Here is a 16,958-nt window from a genome sequence, read left to right as displayed (position 1 = left end):
GACTCCGAGCATCCCGGCCGTGCCCGTTCGTGAGGATCCCGCATGACCGTCGACCGGAAGAAGGACGAAGTGGCCGACTACACGTTGAGGCTCAGTGACTCGGAGGTCGAGCGCTACCGGCTCATGGCCGCACTCGCCGAGGAGCGGGAGCGGGACAAGTGGACCGCCGCCGGAGCAGTCCCCGGAGCGCGGATCGCCGACGTGGGATGCGGACCGGGCGCGATCGCCGTACGGCTGGCGGACATCGTCGCTCCGGACGGTGCCGTTTGGGCTGTGGACCGTGACGACGAGGCGCTGGCGGTCGCCTCGGCGCTCGCCGAACGAACCGGTGTGCCGGTGCACACCTCCATCGGATCGGCCGATGCCACCGGACTGGACGAGGGCTCCTTCGACCTGGTGATGCTGCGGCACGTCCTGGCCCACAACGGAGGGCGGGAGCAGGCGATCGTCGACCATCTCGCCGAGCTGGCGAAGCCGGGCGGGGGCACGGTGTATCTCGCCGATGTCGACATGAGTTCGTTCCGTCTGCGGGGAGCGCCTGCCGTGTACGACGAGATGGACGAGCGGTACCGCGAGATGCACCGACGCCGGGGCAACGACCTGACCATCGGTACCCGGCTCGACGAACTTCTCACCGCCGCGGGTCTGGAAGTCGTCGCCTACGAGGGACACATCAACGTCATGGCGCCGCCGCCCGGCATGCGCGGCCCCGCCTGGGCCGCCCGTGACGCCCTGGTCGCGGAGGGTCTTGCCACACCGGAGGACATCGCCCGCTGGGACGACGCCTTCCAGAAGACCGAGGAGATCAGAAGCGGACTCCGCTTCTTCGGCGCCACGTTCGTCGCTTTCGGCCGGCGGGCGGCCTGAGCCTTGTCGGGTAAATGATCTACGGCATGCCGGCCCGGCTTGCTCGCAGTCTCGGTCACCCGATGAGAGCGAGGTCGTGCAGGCGGGCGATGTCGAGTAAGGCGTGGTGCACGCCCGGATCCTGGACGCAGCCCACGCACTGTAGCCATGGCTCGCCGCGACGGACGGACTGTCGGGGGATCCGCTGATCTCCCGCTGAGGGGGTCCCAGTCGGCACCACCTGTGCCCAGTGTGACTGTGTACTACTAGGGTGCCTCCGTGACTGCCACCCTGAGCTCCACGAAAGTCCGCGCCGCGCTCCGCACCTCGGCGCGTGTCGGCGTGGAGTTGCTGCTGATATTCGTGCTGCTTGCGGTGACGCTGTGGCTGCTTGGCCGGATGTGGTCGGTCGTGTGGCCGCTCGTCGTCGGCCTGCTGCTGACCACGCTGACCTGGCCCCTGACTCGTTTCCTGCGTCGGCACGGCTGGAAGCCCGCCCTCGCCGCGTCAGCGGTGACTGTGCTGTTCCTGCTGGTCGCCGCGGGCGTCGTGGCGTTGATCGCGGTACCGGTGGCGTCCCAGTCCGGTGAGCTGACCGACGGCGTGGTGGAGGGCATCCAGAAGCTGCGCGAGTGGGCCGCGGGTCCGCCCTTGAACATCGGGGACGCCCAGATCAACAAGGCCTTCGACTCCGCGGTCGCCCGTGCTCAGGAGGGCATCGGAAGCATGGTCGGTGTCGTCGTCACGGGAGTGAGTACCGTGGTGAACGGCCTGGTCACCGCCGTGCTGGCCCTGTTCCTGATGTTCTTCTTCCTCAAGGACGGCCCGCGGTTCCTGCCGTGGCTCGCCCGTCAGCTGCCCGGCCGCCTCGCCACCGACGTCCCGACCGTGGCCGCGCGCAGTTGGGACACTCTGGGCGCGTTCGTGCGCTCGCAGGCAGCCGTCGGCCTGCTCGACGCCGTTCTGATCGGCCTGGGCCTGTGGATCCTGAAGGTGCCGCTGGTACTGCCGCTGGCGGTGCTGACCTTCGTCTCCGCGTTCGTGCCGATCATCGGCGCCCTGTTCGCCGGTTTCGTCGCGGTGCTCATCGCGCTGGTCTCCAACGGACTGACGGACGCGCTGATCGTGCTGGCCATCATCGTCGTGGTGCAGCAGCTCGAGGGCAACGTGTTCCAGCCGATGATCCAGAGCCGTGGGCTCGGCCTCCACGCGGCCGTGGTCCTGCTGGCGGTGACGCTGGGCGGAAGTCTCGCCGGCATCGTGGGCAGTCTGCTCGCCGTACCGATCGCCGCGCTGATCGCGGTGGTCTGGAACTATGTGCGCGAACAGCTCGGCGAGCCGCCACAGGAACCGGGGACTGACGAGTCGGACATGAGCACCGCCGTTGCGTCGTAGGGCTACGTAGGTGCGGCTCCGTCGCCGCCCTGCCGTGCACGACACCGCCCCGTTCAGGGCATACGGCAGGTAGAAGCGAGCAGCTATCCGGCACGTCGTAGATCATTGACGGGACACCCCTCTGCTAGCCGGCGAACGTTTCCCTCTCGGCGTGAAGGGGACCCTCGCCCACCCCAGAGCGGCAGGCAACTGCCCCCGCGGACGTGGGCGATGATCTCGGCCGCGATGGCGACCGCCGTCTCCTCGGGGGTGCGGGCGCCGAGGCCGATGGGGGAGTGGAGCGCGGCCAGTTCGGGCTCGGTGAGGCCCGCCTCGCGCAGGCGGGCCAGCCGGTTCTCGTGGGTGCGGCGGGAGCCCATGGCCCCGACGTACGCCACCGGCAGCCACAGGGCACGCTCCAGCAGCGGGATGTCGAGCTTGGGTCGTGGGTGAGGACGCAGATCACGGTGCGGTGGTTCAGCGTGCCCGCGGCGGCCTCGTGGTCGAGCTAGCGGTACGGCCAGTCGACCACGACCTCGTCGGCGTACGGCAGGCGCGCCTCGGTGGCGAAGACGGCCCTGGCGTCGCAGACCGTCACCCGGTGACTCAGGAAGCCGCCCACGCGTGTCACCGCATCGGCGAAGTAGATGGCTCCGAAGATCAGCATCCTGGGCGGCGGCACCTTGGATTCGACGAACAAGGTGATGTCCGGGGTGAGTTCGGATGTCGTTCCGTTTTGCCGTAGACGCCGGTCGCGAGCATCTCGACCGTCTCGCCTTCCCACAGCACCTCGGGAAGTTTCTGGATCTCCCGCTTTGCTCCGAACGCACTGCTGAGCTTGGCTGCTGCGGCGTCGATGTCCGGCCGTACGTTGACGGCCACCATGTGGCACCCCTCCACGTCGAGCGGCGGGCCCCCTGCACAGGCACATCGCGCCCCCGCCGCGATGAGGCACCGAGCGTATCGCCCGAAGTGGTGCCTGCCGAGGCGGAGATGGTCAATCAGTACCTGCTTTCGCCTCCCCGCGTAAGGTGTCCGCCACCGGCCGGAGAGACGTGCTCTCCCCTTGCCCCGCAAGAGTGGCTTCCCCGGAGAGGCCCGCAAGGACATCAGTGCGAATCAAACCGATCGACGGTTGGAATGAATCACCTTCCCGGGCGGGAAGTCACCCGAAGAGAATGTGCCGCAGTATCCGGGCAACGTGCTCGGTGAGTCGGTCGGGCGGCATCGAGGCGAGCGGTTCGGTGCGCGCGATATAGCGACTGAAGGCCACGCCGATCATCTGCGCTCCCACCAACGCCACGCGCGTGTCCAAGTCGTCGTCCGGCATTGGGGATTCACCGGGTGACAGGACGGAGCGGTAGACGTTGGCACTGTGTTCCTGCATCGCGACAAGAAGGTGGGCGGCCGCGCGTTCGTCGGATGCGGCACTGCGAAGAAGGGCGATCAGCGGGTCGTTGACGGCGTCGGTCTCCAGGCGCCGTACGAAGGCCTCGGCGATCCGGTCCGGCAACGTCTCGGGGTCACCTGCCGCGACTTGCTCCAGGTCACGATTGCCCGGCACCGCCGCGAGGAAGAGCCGTTCCTTGGAGGCGAAGTGACGTGTGATCAGGCCGTGTGTGACTCCGGCCCGGCGCGCGATCTCCCGGAGCGTCGTGCGGGCGTAGCCGCGCTCGGCGAAGGTGTGGCGGGCCGCCTCGATGATGGCCGCCCGGTGCCCCTCGGGATCCCGACGGCGCCTGCGTGGCGGCTCGTCGGCCGACTCGCTCGCCGGCTCTGCGTCGTTCACGGCGCCTCCTTCATGTGATCACTCTACGGCGCTGCGGCACGTCGCCTGTCGCCACTGCTACGTTAGTATCCATGTGGATATTAACGAGCGGGAGGGAGCCCGTCGTGAACCTTGGGGAGACTGTGGTGAACGTTCAACGGCCGGAATCCGCAGCGGTCGTCGAGACCCGGCTGCTGCACAAGATGCATCGGGCGGCGACGTCCTTACTGGCGGAAGCGGCGCAGAAGCCAGCCGCGCCCGCCGCCGCGCTGAAGGAGTTGCGTGACTTCGTCGTTGCGGCGCTGCGGCACCATCACGAGAGCGAAGACGACGTGCTGTGGCCGCAGTTGACCGCCGCCGATCCCGCTGCCGCCACCGGACTGGGCGAGCTCGCAGCTGAGCACGACGCACTGGACGCGTCGCTCGACGCGCTGGCCGCTGCTCCCGTGCGCGACGACGCCGGCCGGGCGCCGCTGATCTCCGCGGCCGTGGCCGTACGCGACCTGGTACACACCCACCTCGAACATGAGGAGCCGCTGCTCCTCCCTGCCCTTGAGGCACACATGCCCGACGACGCCTGGGCGCAGTTCTCCCGTGCGGTCATCGCCTCGGCCCCACCTGTGGGCGCACACCTCAACATCGGCTTCTTCGAGCAGGTGGGCTCTCCCGCCGAACTCGCGGTGGTCACGGCGAATCTGCCACCGGCCGCCCTGGACCTCGTCCCGGCCATGCGCGAGCAGGCCGAAACCACCCTGAGAAGCCTGAAAGCCACCGAGCAGGATCTGAAGGCCACCGAGCAGGAAAGGACGGTCACCGCATGACCAGCACCCTCATCGTCGGTGGAAGCGGCGGGCTGGGCAGTGTCATCGCCCAGCACTTCGCAGGCCGCGGCCATGACGTCATCGTCACCAGCAGGGACAAGGCGCGCGCCGAGGCCGTGGCCGCCCGGATTGGAGGCAGCACCCGCGGACTGGCCCTCGACCTCGCACACCCCGAGACGATCAGCGCCTCGCTGGCGGACGTGACGGAGGTGGACCACCTCGTGATCACCGCTGTCGGCCAAGCGGCAAACACCCTGGCACAGTTCAGCATCACGGATGCGGTCTCCGCCGTGACCATGAAACTCGTCGGCTACGCGGAGACCGTCCGTGTGCTGCGCGACCGGTTCACCCCGAACGCCTCCGTCGTACTCTTCGGCGGACTCGCCAAGGAGCGCCCCTACCCCGGCTCGACGATCGTCTCCACCTTCAACGCCGGGATCACGGGCCTGATCAGGACACTCGCGGTGGAAATCGCGCCGCACCGCGTCAACGCCCTTCACCCGGGCCTGATCGGCGACAGCCCCAAGTGGCGCGACGTCCCCAACCCACCCCACTCGGCGCAGACGCCGATCGGACGGCTGGTCACCATGGCCGAGATCGCCGACGCCACGGACTTCCTTCTCCACAACACCGGTATCAGCGCCCACGACCTGCACCTCGACGGCGGCCTGCTGGCAACCTGAGTCCCCTGGGCGACCGCAACTGAAGTGCGCGGGCCGGCTCTGCCGAGGGCCCTCATGCGCAGAACAGGCCTAATCATCTCGCGCCAACCGCTCGTACCTGCGTAAACGCAACGCGGGGGTTCTCGGTGGTAGTGCCTGCCACTGCGCAGCAGGGATGAGGCAGCGTCGCCGCGGCCGCCGCGGACTGCGGTGCCGTTAGGGGCCGGGCTGGGGAGGAGGTGGCGTGCGACCTTGATCCTCTAGCGTGGATCCGGTGCGTTGCCGTGATGGGCGCGTGCGGCCTTTGTTGAGTGAGGAACAGGGAGTTGAGCGTGAGGCGGGTTTGGTCCGCGACAGGAGTCGTGACGTTGACGGGAGCCTTGCTCCTTGCTTCGGCCCCCACTGCCTCAGCGGACTACATCCGCGACAGGCAGTGGGTCATTGACGCCATGGACTTCGAGAAGGTCTGGTCAGCGTCGCAAGGGCAAGGCGTGACAGTTGCCGTCGTTGATACCGGAGTGGACGGGAGTAGTCCCGATCTGACGGGGCAGGTTTTGAAGGGCCAAGATGTCACGGGGGGTGGCGATGCCCTGGATGACACCGCCGGTCATGGAACCGGTATGGCTAGTCTTATCGCTGGTCACGGACACGGTCCGAACAATTCTTCCGGCGTGATGGGCCTGGCGCCGAAGGCCAAAATCCTCCCGATCAAGATCTCCGACACGAAGGATTGGGGCCAAGTCGAATGGGCCAAAGGAATCCGGTACGCGGTTGATCTGGGCGCAGACGTGATCAACCTGTCGTTCGTTGATTCGCAGGGCTATCCTGGCTCTGAGGGGGCCAAAGCAATCGAATACGCTCAACAGCATGACGTCGTTGTTGTGGCGGGCACGGGAAATGAGGGAGCTGCAGGGTTGGAATATCCGGCCAAGCTCCCAGGCGTTGTCGCCGTAGGCGCTGTTGATGAGTCGTTGGACATCTGGGACAATTCAAATTTTGGGCCGGGAGTAACCCTGACGGCTCCTGGCGTGAGCATCGTTCGCGCGGCACCTAATCGCCCCAACGGCTACGCAGAAGCCGACGGCACATCAGATGCAACTGCTTATGTTTCCGCAACCGCTGCCCTGGTCCGTGCCAAGTACCCCGATCTCACCGCAGGCCAGGTCATCAACCGCCTGATCAAATCGGCCACATTGCTCGATCACGACGTCAAGAAGATCCCTGACGAGGAGTTCGGGTACGGCATCATCCGGCCGTACGCCGCGTTGACGAAGGACATCCCCAGGGGCCCCAAGCAGGGTCCTCTCGCCCAGGCATCGCCGTCCACGGGCGCCGGCGCCTCCTCCGGCGACAACGACCGTACAGGCCAGGCCGCCGAGAAGGCGAGGAAGTCGTCCTCGGGCAGCGTCCTCCTCTTCGCCGGCATCGTTGCCGCAGTGGTCGTCATCGGCATCGTGGTCGCGGTGGTCCGCAGCCGCCGTAACGGACAGAGCGGCGGCCCCGGCTCCGGCGCGGGAACCCCTCCTTACGGCACGAGCTACCCTCCCCAGCCCACGGGCCATCAGCACTACCCCAATGCAGCTCCCAACCCGGGGTACCCCACCTCTCCGGCACAGTATCCGCAGCACCCCAACCCCTACACCCAACAGCCGCCGAATCAAGGGCAGTAGGGAAGCCGGACCTGTGCTGAGGCCCTCGAGGTCAGACACTGGCAGCGACGGGTGGAGCAGGTCAACCGACGGAATTCGCTGATCTGCTGAACCGCGGCTCCCGCGACGAGGCCATCCCGTGACGGGCTGAGGCGTCTCCCGGTGAACTGCGGTCCACAGAGCGTCGTCAGTATGGGTGATCATGGCCGCTTCTCCTTGGGGAAAACGGCTGGGGGTGAACACTTCCGGTGCGGTGAGGATGAGTTCGAATGCGTCCGCGAAGCCCCGCCCGAGGCGTCCGGCGCTCCGGCTGGGGGAGATCGAGACCGGGTCGGACCTTACGCGGGCAGGTGGACGCCGGGCAGCTGAAGGCGATCGACAGAGCGCCACCGCCGGTGGGATCGCCGGCGGTGGCGCTCAGGGGTGTGGCCGGGGTGGTGCAGGCCGCGTCGATGGTGTGCAGGCCCGGTAGGGGTCGCTGCGTCGGTTATGCCGGGCGGTCTGTGGTCGTACGTCGGGTGAAGTCCATGTGCCAGTTGGTGATCCAGGTCTGTCCGTCGTCGAGGGAGAATGCCTGTTCCCAGTGGGCGTGGTCGGTGGTGATGCCGGACCAGATGAAGCGTGCTTTGACCGGGCGGCCGTTGTGCTGGTCGTCGCCGTGGAAGACGCCGGTGCCGTTTGCGCCGAAGGTGCCGGTGACGGGTGGGAAGAGCGTTCCGGTGCGCTTGCTGGCCCAGTACAGCGACCACAGGGCAGTCTCGGGATTGAACAGCCGCAGGGTCAGCCCCGAGAACCCCTTCGTCGGGAACTCGATCTCATCGAAGCTGGCGGCGCCGTTGAAGTGGCAGGAGGCGCGGGTGATGGCGGGGAACTCCTCCCAGCGGTCGTCGCCTTCGGTGGGGTCGAGGAAATCCTTGCGCCACCGGTTGGCGACGTCGTAGGTGCCGGTGAAGAACTGGAAGTCTTTGATCGTCATGCCGCGGACGCTAGGACCGGTCCCCTGACATCTTGTGTCAGGGGACCGGCGTAGATTTGCGGTCATGCGCGCCGGTCGACTCCTGTCCTGTCACTTCTGCTCCTGCTGCAAAACCGCGGGCGGATGACTGCCGATGAGCTGGCGGCGGAGCTTGAGGTGTCCGTGCGCACGGTGTACCGGGATGTCCAGGCACTGATCGCGGTGGGCGTGCCCGTCTACGGCGAAGCGGGCCACGCGGGCGGCTATGCCCTGCTCGACGGCTACCGCACGCGGCTCACCGGGCTGACCGCCACCGAGGCGCAGACCCTGTTCCTGGCCGGTCTGCCCGGCCCCGCGGCAGAGCTGGGGCTGGGCTCGGTCCTTGCGGCGGCCGAGCTCAAGCTCGAGGCGGCCCTGCCGGTCGCGCTGCATGACCAGGTCCGGCGGATCCGTGAGTGCTTCCACCTCGACGCCCCGGGCTGGTACCGGCAGGCGGACAAGGCGCCGCATCTGACGGCGGTGGCGGCCGCAGTCTGGGAGCGTCGGGTCATCCACGTGCGCTATCGCCGCTGGCACGCCCCACAGGTGGTAGAGCGGCGGCTGGAGCCGTACGGCATCGTGCTCAAGGCCGGGCGCTGGTACACCGTCGCCCGTGCCGAGGGTGACCTGCGCACCTACCGGATCGGGCAGATCCTTACCCTGGAGCCACTGGACGAGGTGTTCGAGCCACCGGTCCGTTTCGACCTGGCACGCCACTGGCAGACCCATACCGCGCGGCTGCAGGAACGGCTGTGGGAGGGCGAAGCGCAGATACGCATCTCACCGGCCGGCATCGCCCGTCTCCAGGACGTCGCAGCCCAGGCGGTGCTCGACGGCGTGAACCGGGGAGAGCCGGAGCCCGACGGCTGGCGCCGGACAACCGTCCCCATCGAGAGCCTCGCACACGCGGAGTCGGAGCTGCTGCGACTGGGCCCAGAGGTGGAAGTGCTCGCGCCGCCAGAGCTTCGGGAGCGCATCGCCGCATCGGCACGGGCCGTCGCGGCGCTCTACGACTGAAGTCACGATCCCGGAGTCGAGGCCCAATTCTTCGTGGTTGTTGCTGCGGCCGCGGAGCTGGCGTTTCTCAGTGCTTCTGGGTGATCTTCGCGGTGCCTGGGGTGATCGGAGTGTGACCTTGGGCGGGGCGGTGTCTGTCTCACCTGCGCGTGCGCGGGTGTGGGCGGGTTGATCGAGTGTTGTGCAGGTCCAGTGGTCTGCTACTTGATGGGACGTTCAGTTCGTGTCGGGGTTGGTGTGGTCGTCGTGGGTGAGGGTGACGCGGGTGGCTTTGCCGGCTTTGCTGGCGGTGGTGGTGAGTGGCAGACGCGGATGAAGTAGACGCGGACGTCGGTGAGTTCGGTGTAGGGGGCCAGGTACCGGGGGTGCCGTCAGTGGGCAGGTCGAGGAGCTTGTCGGTGATGTTGTAGATGACGAGGCAGGCGGTGTGCTGCCCGTAGTCGTTGGCGTACTTGATGATGTGGTGGACGCCTTTGACGAGGTAGCCCTTGCCGCGACGCCGTTCTCCCAGAGCCGAGCAGGCGGCGCAGCTGTGACCAGGAAGTAGGGGACCGCTCGCGGGCTGCCTTTTTCAGCGCTCCACGTTCCGCGTCCGCCGCCTCGACAACCTTCTCCTCAGCCAGCCAGCCAGCCAGCCAGCCACTGCCGTGCCGCTCCGCTCGTACCACGCCGTCCCGCTGCCGTAGCGTTGCGGGTCTCCGCGTGACTGGCTTCCGTCGCCCGGGCGGCCTCGTCACTGGACCAGGCCTGAGACTCAGGCTCCGACCCGGCGGACGAGGGCACAACCTGATCAAGAACCTGACGAGGTCTACCGAGCACCCCAGGACCAGGGCGGCCGGGCCGAAGCCGCCGTATCTTCGAGCCGGTGGATGTGCTGTCCGATGGTGGTGCGCCCGTCTGCCCACCGGTCGCCCGGTCAGGCGTTGGGAGGGCTGGAGCGCGAGGGCAGTCCGACGTCGCTGACGTGGGCAGCGAGGTTGGTTTCGAGGCGTTCGAGGGCGGCGAGGGTCTCGCCTCGTTCTGGGTCCGTGAGGTCGCCGGTGGCATAGTCCTCGATGCGGGCCCAGAGGTCTTCGACCTGTTGGCGCAGCGCCTGGCTGGCGGCGGTGGGTTCGACGAGGACGGAGCGTTTGTCGCTGGTGGAGCGCACGCGCCGTACGAAGCCGGACTTCTCCAGGCGCTGGATGGTGCGGGTCATGGTGGCGGCGTCGGCGCCGACGTGCCGTGCCAGGTCGGTCTGGCGCATTCGGCCGCGGTCCCACAGCTGCATCATGACAAGCTCTTGGGCCGGGTGCAGGCCGACCTCGCGCAGTAGTTGGCCGGCGAGCATGCGGTGCAGGCGGGCCACCCGGAAGATCGCATGGCTGATGGGCCCGCGGCGTGCGGCCTCGGGCAGTTCCCCGGTCTCGGGGCCCTGGGGCGTTGCCTCGGTTTCCATGGTGCCTTCGCTTTCTCCCGTGCGGCTGTCATTGCCTGGGCTGACCGCGGCAGTCGGCGGTGGGGCCGGCTGCCGCGTGCGGATCCTCGGGTCCGCATCCTGAGGGCAGGGTATGTGCTGCTCAGGCGGGGAGAACCCGGTGTGCTCGGGGCTGTCGCCGAACCATCAGGCGTGGGCTTCCTCCAGCGTGGGGTAGTCGGTGAAGCCCTTTTCGTCGCCGCCGTAGAAGGTGGCCTGGTCGGGGGTGTTGAACGGGCCGTTCTGGGCCAGGCGGGCGGGCAGGTCGGGGTTGGCCAGGAAGAGGGCGCCGTAGGCGAGCAGGTCGGCGGTGCCGTCCTCGACGAGTTCCAGCTCGGCCGGTCCGGTGGGCTCCTGGCCGGAGGCCGGGTTGAGGATGTAGGTCGTGGGCCATGCCTTGCGCAGCCGGAGCGTCAGGTCCCGGACGCCGGGGACTTCCAGTTGGTGCAGGTAGGCGAGGTTCAGCGGGGCGAGGGCGTCGACCAGTGCGGTGAAGGTGGCATCGAGGTCGGCGGTGTCGGACACGTCGATGTCGTTGTAGGGGTTGCCCGGGGACATTCGGAATCCGACCCGGTCCGGGCCGATGGCCTCGGCGGCGGCCTTGGCGGTCTCCACGGCGAAGCGGATGCGCTTCTCGGGACTGCCGCCCCACTCGTCGACGCGCTGATTGCTGTTCGAGGCGAGGAACTGGTCGATGAGGTACCCGTTGGCGCCGTGCAGTTCGACGCCGTCGAAGCCCGCTTCGATGGCGTTACGGGCGGCGTCCGCGTAGTCCGCGATGGTGGCGCGGATCTCGGTGTAGGTCAGCGCGTGCGGGGTGACGAAGTCCTGGGGGCCTTCGTGGGTATACACCTGTCCGGCGGCCGTGACGGCGGAAGGGCCGACGGGCTGAAGGCCCATCAGTGCGGGGTGGCCGACTCGTCCGGTGTGCATGATCTGGAGGTAGATCACGCCGCCCCGGGCGTGTACCGCGTCGGTCACCTGACGCCAGGCCGCGACCTGCTCGGGGGTGTGGATGCCCGGGGTGTCCGGGTAGCCCTGGCCGACCCTGGAGGGCTGGACGCCCTCGGTGACGATCAGGCCGGCACCCGCGCGCTGTGCGTAGTAGTCGGCCATGAGCAGGGTGGGGCTCTGGCCGGGACCGTAGGCGCGGCTGCGGGTCATCGGGGCCATCACCAGACGGTTGGCCAGGCGCTTGCCACCCAGCTCGTAGGGCTCGAATGCCTTCGACATCGTCATCTCTTTTCAGCGGTAAGGGAGTGCGTTCAGACGGCTGCCCGTGGTTCACAGGCCGTTACCTGTCCGAACAATAAAAAGCCTTTCCCTCTTCCTGTCGCGCCTGTGATCCACATCACGCGTGCCGCGATGCTGGCATAGTTAACGCCCGCCCGACCGTCCGCAACGGGGCGTGGGGGTAGGCCTCCAGGGTGGTACCTAAGTACCTGCTCGGACAATCAATGACGCCCGGAAGTCTCCGGCAGGGAGCTGAGGCGCCGTCTTCGGCTCGGCATCGACGCGAACACCGCCGCGCGGACGTGGACGGCGAGTCAGTCGCGCAGCCCCCGCAGCATCACGTCCAGGTAGCGGCGGCCGGACTCCCGGCGGGCCTGCCGTTCATCGGCGTGGATGTTGGCGGCGAAGGCGATTCCGCACATGAGCGGCAGCAGGTCCTCCCAGGTGACCACGCCCCGTACGGCGCCTGCCGCGCGCGTGCGGTCGAGCAACTGGCCGGCGAGCGAGTCCAGTGTGGCGGTCAGTTCCTCGGTGCGGGGCAGGACGCGCTCCGGTGCCGCGCGCACGATGGTGAGCGAGGGATCGGTCAGCTGCGCCTCCAGGGTGGCGCCGAGGAAGCCGGCCAGAGCGTTCCAGGGGTCCTGCTCGGCCAGAGCCTGTTCCGCGCGGGCGATCAGCGCCTCCAGGCCGGGTGTGGCCACCGTCTCCATCAGCGCCTCCGGTGTCGGGAAGTGCCTGTAGACGGTGGCCACCCCCACCCCGACACGGCGGGCGACGTCGTTCAGCTGGAGCGGGGTGCCGTCGTCGACGAGGTCTCGGGCCACGTCGACGATGCGCTGCCGATTGCGGGCAGCGTCCTTGCGCTTCGGTGCGGCGGTCATGCGTCACAGTGTAAGTGGATGAACTATCCGGCTCGTGTTACGGTGAAGTGGATAGTTCATCCGTTTCTATGTGGTGCCCCTGCACCACACAAGGAGGCCCCACCATGCCGTTCACCGTCACCGACGTGCCGCACCTGCCCGACGGGTTCACCGACAACTTCACCAGCCACACCATCAAAACCGGCGAGGTGACCCTGCACGCCGTGATCGGCGGCGACGGGCCGCCGCTGCTGCTCCTGCCCGGCTGGCCCCAGTTCTGGTACAGCTGGCGCTTGGTCATGCCCGCCCTGGCCGAGCGCTTCACCGTCATCGCCCCCGACCTGCGCGGCATGGGCGCCAGCGACAAGCCCGCCACCGGCTACGACGCGGCCACCCTCGCCGACGACATGGCCGGGCTGATGACCGAGCTCGGCCACGACCGCTTCGCCGTCGTCGGCTACGACCTCGGCATGGTCGTCGGCTACGCGCTGGCCGCACAGCATCGCGAGCGCGTCACCCGCCTCGTCGTCGCAGAGGCGATCATCCGCGGCATCACCCCGTCCCCGCCACTCCTCGCGGACCCGGCCACCAACGAGATGCTGTGGCACTTCGCCTTCAACCGCCTGCGGGACATCAACGAGCGCATGGTCGCGGGCCGCGAGGAGATCTACTTCGGCCACCAGTTCACGTCCAAGGTCGCCATCCCCGGCGCCATCCCGCAGCACGCCATCGACGTCTACGTCGACCAGCTGCGCGACCCGGCCGCCCTGCGCGCCAGTTTCGAGTACTACCGCGAGGAGAGCTTTGCCGAGAAGGCCCAGGCCCTGCGCGACCAGGGGCCGCTGACCGTCCCGGTCCTGGCGATAGGCGGCCAGTACAGCACCGGCACCATGCCGGCGGACGTCATGCGCATGCTCGCCACGGACGTCACGGAGATGGTCATCCCCAACGCCGGCCACTTCCTGCCCGAAGAGACGCCGGCCGAACTCAGCAAGGCAGTGCTGGACTTCCTGCGCTGACCCACCGATCTCGCACATCATCCAAACGCGCGGTAAGTGGCGTGATGCCTGGCTTGTCGCCGCTCGATGGGACCCACGCCGACGGCGTGGAGCGGCGCCGCACCCACCCCTCTGGCGCGGCCCGTTCCTCGTCCGAGAGGCCAACTCGGCCTTCGGCTGCCCAGCACGCGCCACCCCGCAACCCTGCCCGTCTGAAGAGAATTCCCGACTCGGAAGACCAGCGGTCAACCCCGGAAGTCAGCGGCCGAACACCACAGCGGACGTGTGTGGGGCAACGACGCTCCAGGACGAATTCCTCTACTGGGGGAAGTGGGCTTCCGGTAGGAGTCGTTGGATGAGGTTCTGCCAGCTCTCGGCCAGTGGATGGGCTTCCGGGGCGGGTTCTGCGGCGGCTTCGTCCATGGACAGGTAGAGCAGGAGCGGCCCTTCCAGGGCCGCGGTGAGCTGGACGGCAAGGGTGTCGGGGTAGGGCGGGGAGGGGCGGATCTGCCCGAGGAGCATGCGGATGTGGGGCCGGGTCATGGTGGCGCCGCCGACGGGGATGGGCTTGGTGCGGTCCAGGGAGGCCCGGGCGGTGCCGTGGTTGTCCAGGAGGAAGGCGATGCGGGCGCGACCGTAGGCGATCAGACGCTCTACCGGGCCGGCGCCGGGTCCCAGTGGGGGCGGCCCGAACATGACCTGCTCCTGGAAGCGGCGCTCATCCTCGTCGAGGAGGGCCTGGAAGATGCCCGCGCGAGTGCCGAAGCGGCGGAAGACGGTGCCCTTGCCCAGGCCGGCGCGTTCCGCCAGGCCGTCCATGGTCACCTTCTGCGTCCCGCACTCGGCGATCATCTCGCGGGCGGTCTGCAGGAGTCGTTCACGGTTGCGCACGGCGTCTGCGCGTTCACCGCGCGGCTTCCCGAAGGGCACGACAGGCAAGTTCACGGGCTCAATGTACCTCCCCGAAACAGCTAAGCGGGGTAAAGTCCGTTTAGGTGTTAGCGTGGAAGCACCAGCTCGAAGCCTGGTCTGCGGCCCTGAAGCCGCTGCGCGGCTGAACGCCGGCGGCTGCTGCCGGCTGCATGACCGGGATCACCGAAACGTGAAGGAGCCAGCACTATGACCACGGCCTCGAAAGCCATCGACGCCACCCAACTCGGCGTCGGCACTTGGGCCATCGACCCGGTCCACTCGTCTATCAGTTTCTCGGTACGCCACCTTCTGGTGGCCAAGGTGCGAGGGATGTTCGAGACGTTCAGCGGTGCCATCGTCGTCGCCGCCGACGGCACCCCTTCGGTGACGGCCGAGATCGCCGTCGACTCGATCAACACCCGCAATGACCGGCGCGACGCGCACCTCACATCTGCCGACTACTTCGATGCCGAGAAGTATCCGACCGCCACCTTCACCTCTACGGGGGTCCGTGCCGACGGTGACAAGTACGCGATCGACGGCGACTTCACCCTCAAGGGCGTTACCAAGCCAGTGACTCTCGACCTCGAGTTCAACGGCGTGATCCGCGTCATGGACTACGGTGAGGTCGCAGGCTTCGAGGCGTCGGTCGTGTTGAACCGCAAGGACTTCGGCATCGATCTCGCTCTGCCATTCGACACCGGCAGCAAGATCGTCTCCGACAAGGTCGGCGACAAGGCCACCATCACGCTGGAGATCGAGGCGCTCAAACAGGCTTGACATGCTCGCAGGCCGGCGAGCGTGCGCGGATCCGGGACTGCCGCGGGCGACCGGGACGGCCGCGAGGGCGCCGGCCACGCGTGCCGTGTGGAACACAGAGGCCCGCAGCCGAGGCACTGTAGTGCGGCCGCGGCGGCCTCGCGAACGGGCCCGTCCGGGTAGCGCTGGGCCTCACCGATCGGAGACCCGCCGAGCACCTCGCGGACGGCCCGGTAGCGGTACTCGGCCAGATGCTCTACAGCCACGACCACTGACCGAAGGGCCCCGCCCTAGTGAGGGACGGGAGACGGCAAACCTTCAGCCGAACGTGTTACCCGTGTCCTGAGTGCAAGCGGTCAAGCATCTCCTGAGACCTCAGGCGGAGCGGTGGTCCGGCGCGGCACGAGCGTCGGCGACAGCTTGACCTGCACGGACGTCTTAAGCCGGTCGGCGATCCGTTCCAGGAGCAGGCGGGCGGCGTTGTCGCCCATCGCACGGCCGGCCTGGTCGACGCTGGTGAGGGAGATCGGGCCGAGTGCAGCGAAACTCGTGTTGTCGTATCCGGCTACCGAGATGTCCCCAGGGACGGTGAGCCCGGCTTCGCTGACGGCCTCGAGTACTCCCATGGCGACGACATCCGCGCCCGCGAACACGGCGGTGGGCCGGTCGGTGCGTGCGAGCAGTTCTTTGGCGCCTTGGTATCCGCCCTCTGGGGTGTAACTCGTGGCGACGACGTCGATCGCATTCCCGAGCCCGTGGTCCCGCATTGCTTGTCGATATCCTTCGGCGCGCTGCGCGTTGGGCATCTCCTGAATGCGGGTCGGGTCGGTCTCGTGGTGCTCGATATGGGCGATCCGGCGGTGCCCGAGGCTGGCCAGGTGGCCTACGACCAGAGCAGCTCCGGCCATGTCGTCGTCCGTCACGGTGTCGTACACAGGTGAGTTGCCGTGCCGGCCCACCACCACGGTGGGTACGAGCGAGGCGACGCGCTCGAGGCGCGAGCGCGAGGAGACGGGCGCGACCAGAACGAGACCGTCCATGCCGCGGTCGATCATGGCCTCGGTGACCCGGGCTTCCTCCTTCTCCCCGTTGCAGCCCGGGCCCAGCAGCACCTGGTAGTCGGTGTCCGCGAGCCGGGTGGTGACCCCGTCGAGGATCTCAGGGAAGAAGGGGTTGCGGATGTCGGGCAGCATCACACCGATGGTGTATGTCTGGCCGCGCAACCCCCGTGCGGCGGCGAGCGGCCGGTAGCCCAGTTCGTCGATCGCGCGCCGGACCTTCTCCCGCATCTCCGGGCTGGCCCCGTAGGCGTTGCGCAGCACCTTCGACACGGCCGTGGTGGACACCTGGGCGTGCCGGGCGACATCGACGATCGTGACGCGACGGGACGACGACGGCTGCATCCGGCTCCTCCGACGCTGTGGGAAACGTTGCCGCAGAGTCTACGGACGAAGTCCCGGTTCGCCGTAACAATCTTGCAGTCTGCGCGACACCTTGACGTCGTGAATCGCGCTCTCTAGGGTCTGGCACCACCTGATGGGAAACGTTACCCACTGCCCGTTCGTGAAGCGGGCCCCCTCCACATAACAGAGAGTCTTGCGTCGCCGAT

At 68.1% G+C, this 16,958-nt stretch carries 16 protein-coding genes and 1 pseudogene; 8 read left to right on the top strand and 9 right to left on the bottom strand.

The window, feature by feature from the left end:
• Window positions 1–42 precede the first annotated feature (42 nt).
• Both ACGFW6_RS00565 and ACGFW6_RS00560 read left to right on the top strand, forming a co-directional pair.
• Window positions 43–867, top strand: a complete 825-nt coding sequence (locus ACGFW6_RS00565) for a methyltransferase domain-containing protein (RefSeq protein WP_393502928.1) — start codon at window positions 43–45, stop codon at window positions 865–867.
• 270 nt (window positions 868–1,137) lie between these two features.
• A complete protein-coding gene (locus ACGFW6_RS00560; RefSeq protein WP_393505025.1) occupies window positions 1,138–2,241 on the top strand; it encodes an AI-2E family transporter in 1,104 nt (367 codons plus the stop codon).
• 83 nt (window positions 2,242–2,324) lie between these two features.
• On the opposite strand, the pseudogene ACGFW6_RS00555 reads toward ACGFW6_RS00560, so the two are convergent.
• The 3 genes and pseudogenes from ACGFW6_RS00555 to ACGFW6_RS00545 form a co-directional block, all read right to left on the bottom strand.
• Window positions 2,325–2,926 (bottom strand): annotated as a pseudogene (locus ACGFW6_RS00555) (XdhC family protein); the annotation flags it as partial.
• Window positions 2,881–3,105, bottom strand: coding sequence for a hypothetical protein (locus ACGFW6_RS00550; protein ID WP_393505121.1), 225 nt, complete (start codon window positions 3,103–3,105; stop codon window positions 2,881–2,883). The gene ACGFW6_RS00550 and the pseudogene ACGFW6_RS00555, both read right to left, overlap by 46 nt.
• Window positions 3,106–3,385: 280 nt before the next feature.
• On the bottom strand, window positions 3,386–4,009 hold the full coding sequence (locus tag ACGFW6_RS00545; RefSeq protein WP_393502927.1) for a TetR family transcriptional regulator: 624 nt from the start codon (window positions 4,007–4,009) through the stop codon (window positions 3,386–3,388).
• Between the two features lie 104 nt (window positions 4,010–4,113).
• Here ACGFW6_RS00545 and ACGFW6_RS00540 point away from each other — a divergent pair, with 104 nt between their 5' ends.
• The 3 genes from ACGFW6_RS00540 to mycP all read left to right on the top strand — a co-directional run bounded on the left by ACGFW6_RS00540 (window position 4,114) and on the right by mycP (window position 7,141).
• Window positions 4,114–4,809 carry a hemerythrin domain-containing protein gene (locus tag ACGFW6_RS00540; protein ID WP_393502925.1) on the top strand — a complete coding sequence of 232 codons (696 nt, stop codon included), beginning with the start codon at window positions 4,114–4,116 and terminating at the stop codon, window positions 4,807–4,809.
• Entirely contained in the window at window positions 4,806–5,492 is a 687-nt protein-coding gene (locus ACGFW6_RS00535) for an SDR family oxidoreductase (RefSeq protein ID WP_393502923.1), read from the top strand. The genes ACGFW6_RS00540 and ACGFW6_RS00535 overlap by 4 nt, the downstream gene beginning before the upstream one ends.
• Window positions 5,493–5,920: 428 nt before the next feature.
• On the top strand, window positions 5,921–7,141 hold the full coding sequence (gene mycP / locus ACGFW6_RS00530; RefSeq protein ID WP_393502921.1) for a type VII secretion-associated serine protease mycosin: 1,221 nt from the start codon (window positions 5,921–5,923) through the stop codon (window positions 7,139–7,141).
• 466 nt (window positions 7,142–7,607) lie between these two features.
• On the opposite strand, the gene ACGFW6_RS00525 is transcribed toward mycP, so the two are convergent.
• The gene (locus tag ACGFW6_RS00525; RefSeq protein WP_393502919.1) at window positions 7,608–8,096 is read right to left on the bottom strand and encodes a hypothetical protein; all 489 of its coding nucleotides are present in this window, start codon (window positions 8,094–8,096) and stop codon (window positions 7,608–7,610) included.
• Between the two features lie 54 nt (window positions 8,097–8,150).
• Between ACGFW6_RS00525 and ACGFW6_RS00520 the strand changes: the two genes are divergently transcribed.
• The gene (locus ACGFW6_RS00520; protein WP_393505023.1) at window positions 8,151–9,131 is read left to right on the top strand and encodes a helix-turn-helix transcriptional regulator; all 981 of its coding nucleotides are present in this window, start codon (window positions 8,151–8,153) and stop codon (window positions 9,129–9,131) included.
• 916 nt (window positions 9,132–10,047) lie between these two features.
• On the opposite strand, the gene ACGFW6_RS00515 is transcribed toward ACGFW6_RS00520, so the two are convergent.
• From ACGFW6_RS00515 to ACGFW6_RS00505, 3 genes are all read right to left on the bottom strand, one after another.
• The gene (locus tag ACGFW6_RS00515; protein ID WP_393502917.1) at window positions 10,048–10,569 is read right to left on the bottom strand and encodes a MarR family winged helix-turn-helix transcriptional regulator; all 522 of its coding nucleotides are present in this window, start codon (window positions 10,567–10,569) and stop codon (window positions 10,048–10,050) included.
• A 165-nt stretch (window positions 10,570–10,734) separates the two neighbouring features.
• On the bottom strand, window positions 10,735–11,820 hold the full coding sequence (locus ACGFW6_RS00510; RefSeq protein WP_393502915.1) for an alkene reductase: 1,086 nt from the start codon (window positions 11,818–11,820) through the stop codon (window positions 10,735–10,737).
• Between the two features lie 314 nt (window positions 11,821–12,134).
• Window positions 12,135–12,701 (bottom strand): TetR/AcrR family transcriptional regulator, encoded by a 567-nt coding sequence (locus ACGFW6_RS00505; RefSeq protein WP_393502913.1) that lies wholly within the window; start codon window positions 12,699–12,701, stop codon window positions 12,135–12,137.
• Window positions 12,702–12,805: 104 nt separating this feature from the next.
• On the opposite strand from ACGFW6_RS00505, the gene ACGFW6_RS00500 reads away from it, so the two are divergent.
• The gene (locus ACGFW6_RS00500) at window positions 12,806–13,699 is read left to right on the top strand and encodes an alpha/beta fold hydrolase (protein WP_393502911.1); all 894 of its coding nucleotides are present in this window, start codon (window positions 12,806–12,808) and stop codon (window positions 13,697–13,699) included.
• Between the two features lie 297 nt (window positions 13,700–13,996).
• On the opposite strand, the gene ACGFW6_RS00495 is transcribed toward ACGFW6_RS00500, so the two are convergent.
• Window positions 13,997–14,623 carry a TetR/AcrR family transcriptional regulator gene (locus tag ACGFW6_RS00495; RefSeq protein ID WP_393502909.1) on the bottom strand — a complete coding sequence of 209 codons (627 nt, stop codon included), beginning with the start codon at window positions 14,621–14,623 and terminating at the stop codon, window positions 13,997–13,999.
• Between the two features lie 174 nt (window positions 14,624–14,797).
• Here ACGFW6_RS00495 and ACGFW6_RS00490 point away from each other — a divergent pair, with 174 nt between their 5' ends.
• Window positions 14,798–15,370: a YceI family protein gene (locus ACGFW6_RS00490; protein ID WP_393502907.1), complete on the top strand. Its 573-nt coding sequence runs from the start codon at window positions 14,798–14,800 to the stop codon at window positions 15,368–15,370.
• Between the two features lie 335 nt (window positions 15,371–15,705).
• Here ACGFW6_RS00490 and ACGFW6_RS00485 read toward each other — a convergent pair whose 3' ends face one another.
• Entirely contained in the window at window positions 15,706–16,752 is a 1,047-nt protein-coding gene (locus ACGFW6_RS00485) for a LacI family DNA-binding transcriptional regulator (protein ID WP_393502905.1), read from the bottom strand.
• Between the last annotated feature and the right edge of the window lie 206 nt (window positions 16,753–16,958).

The organism is Streptomyces sp. Y7, from assembly GCF_043195415.1.
Lineage (GTDB): Bacteria > Actinomycetota > Actinomycetes > Streptomycetales > Streptomycetaceae > Streptomyces.
Note: the sequence above shows the minus strand (reverse complement) of the source record. Positions and strands in the feature narration are given on the sequence as shown.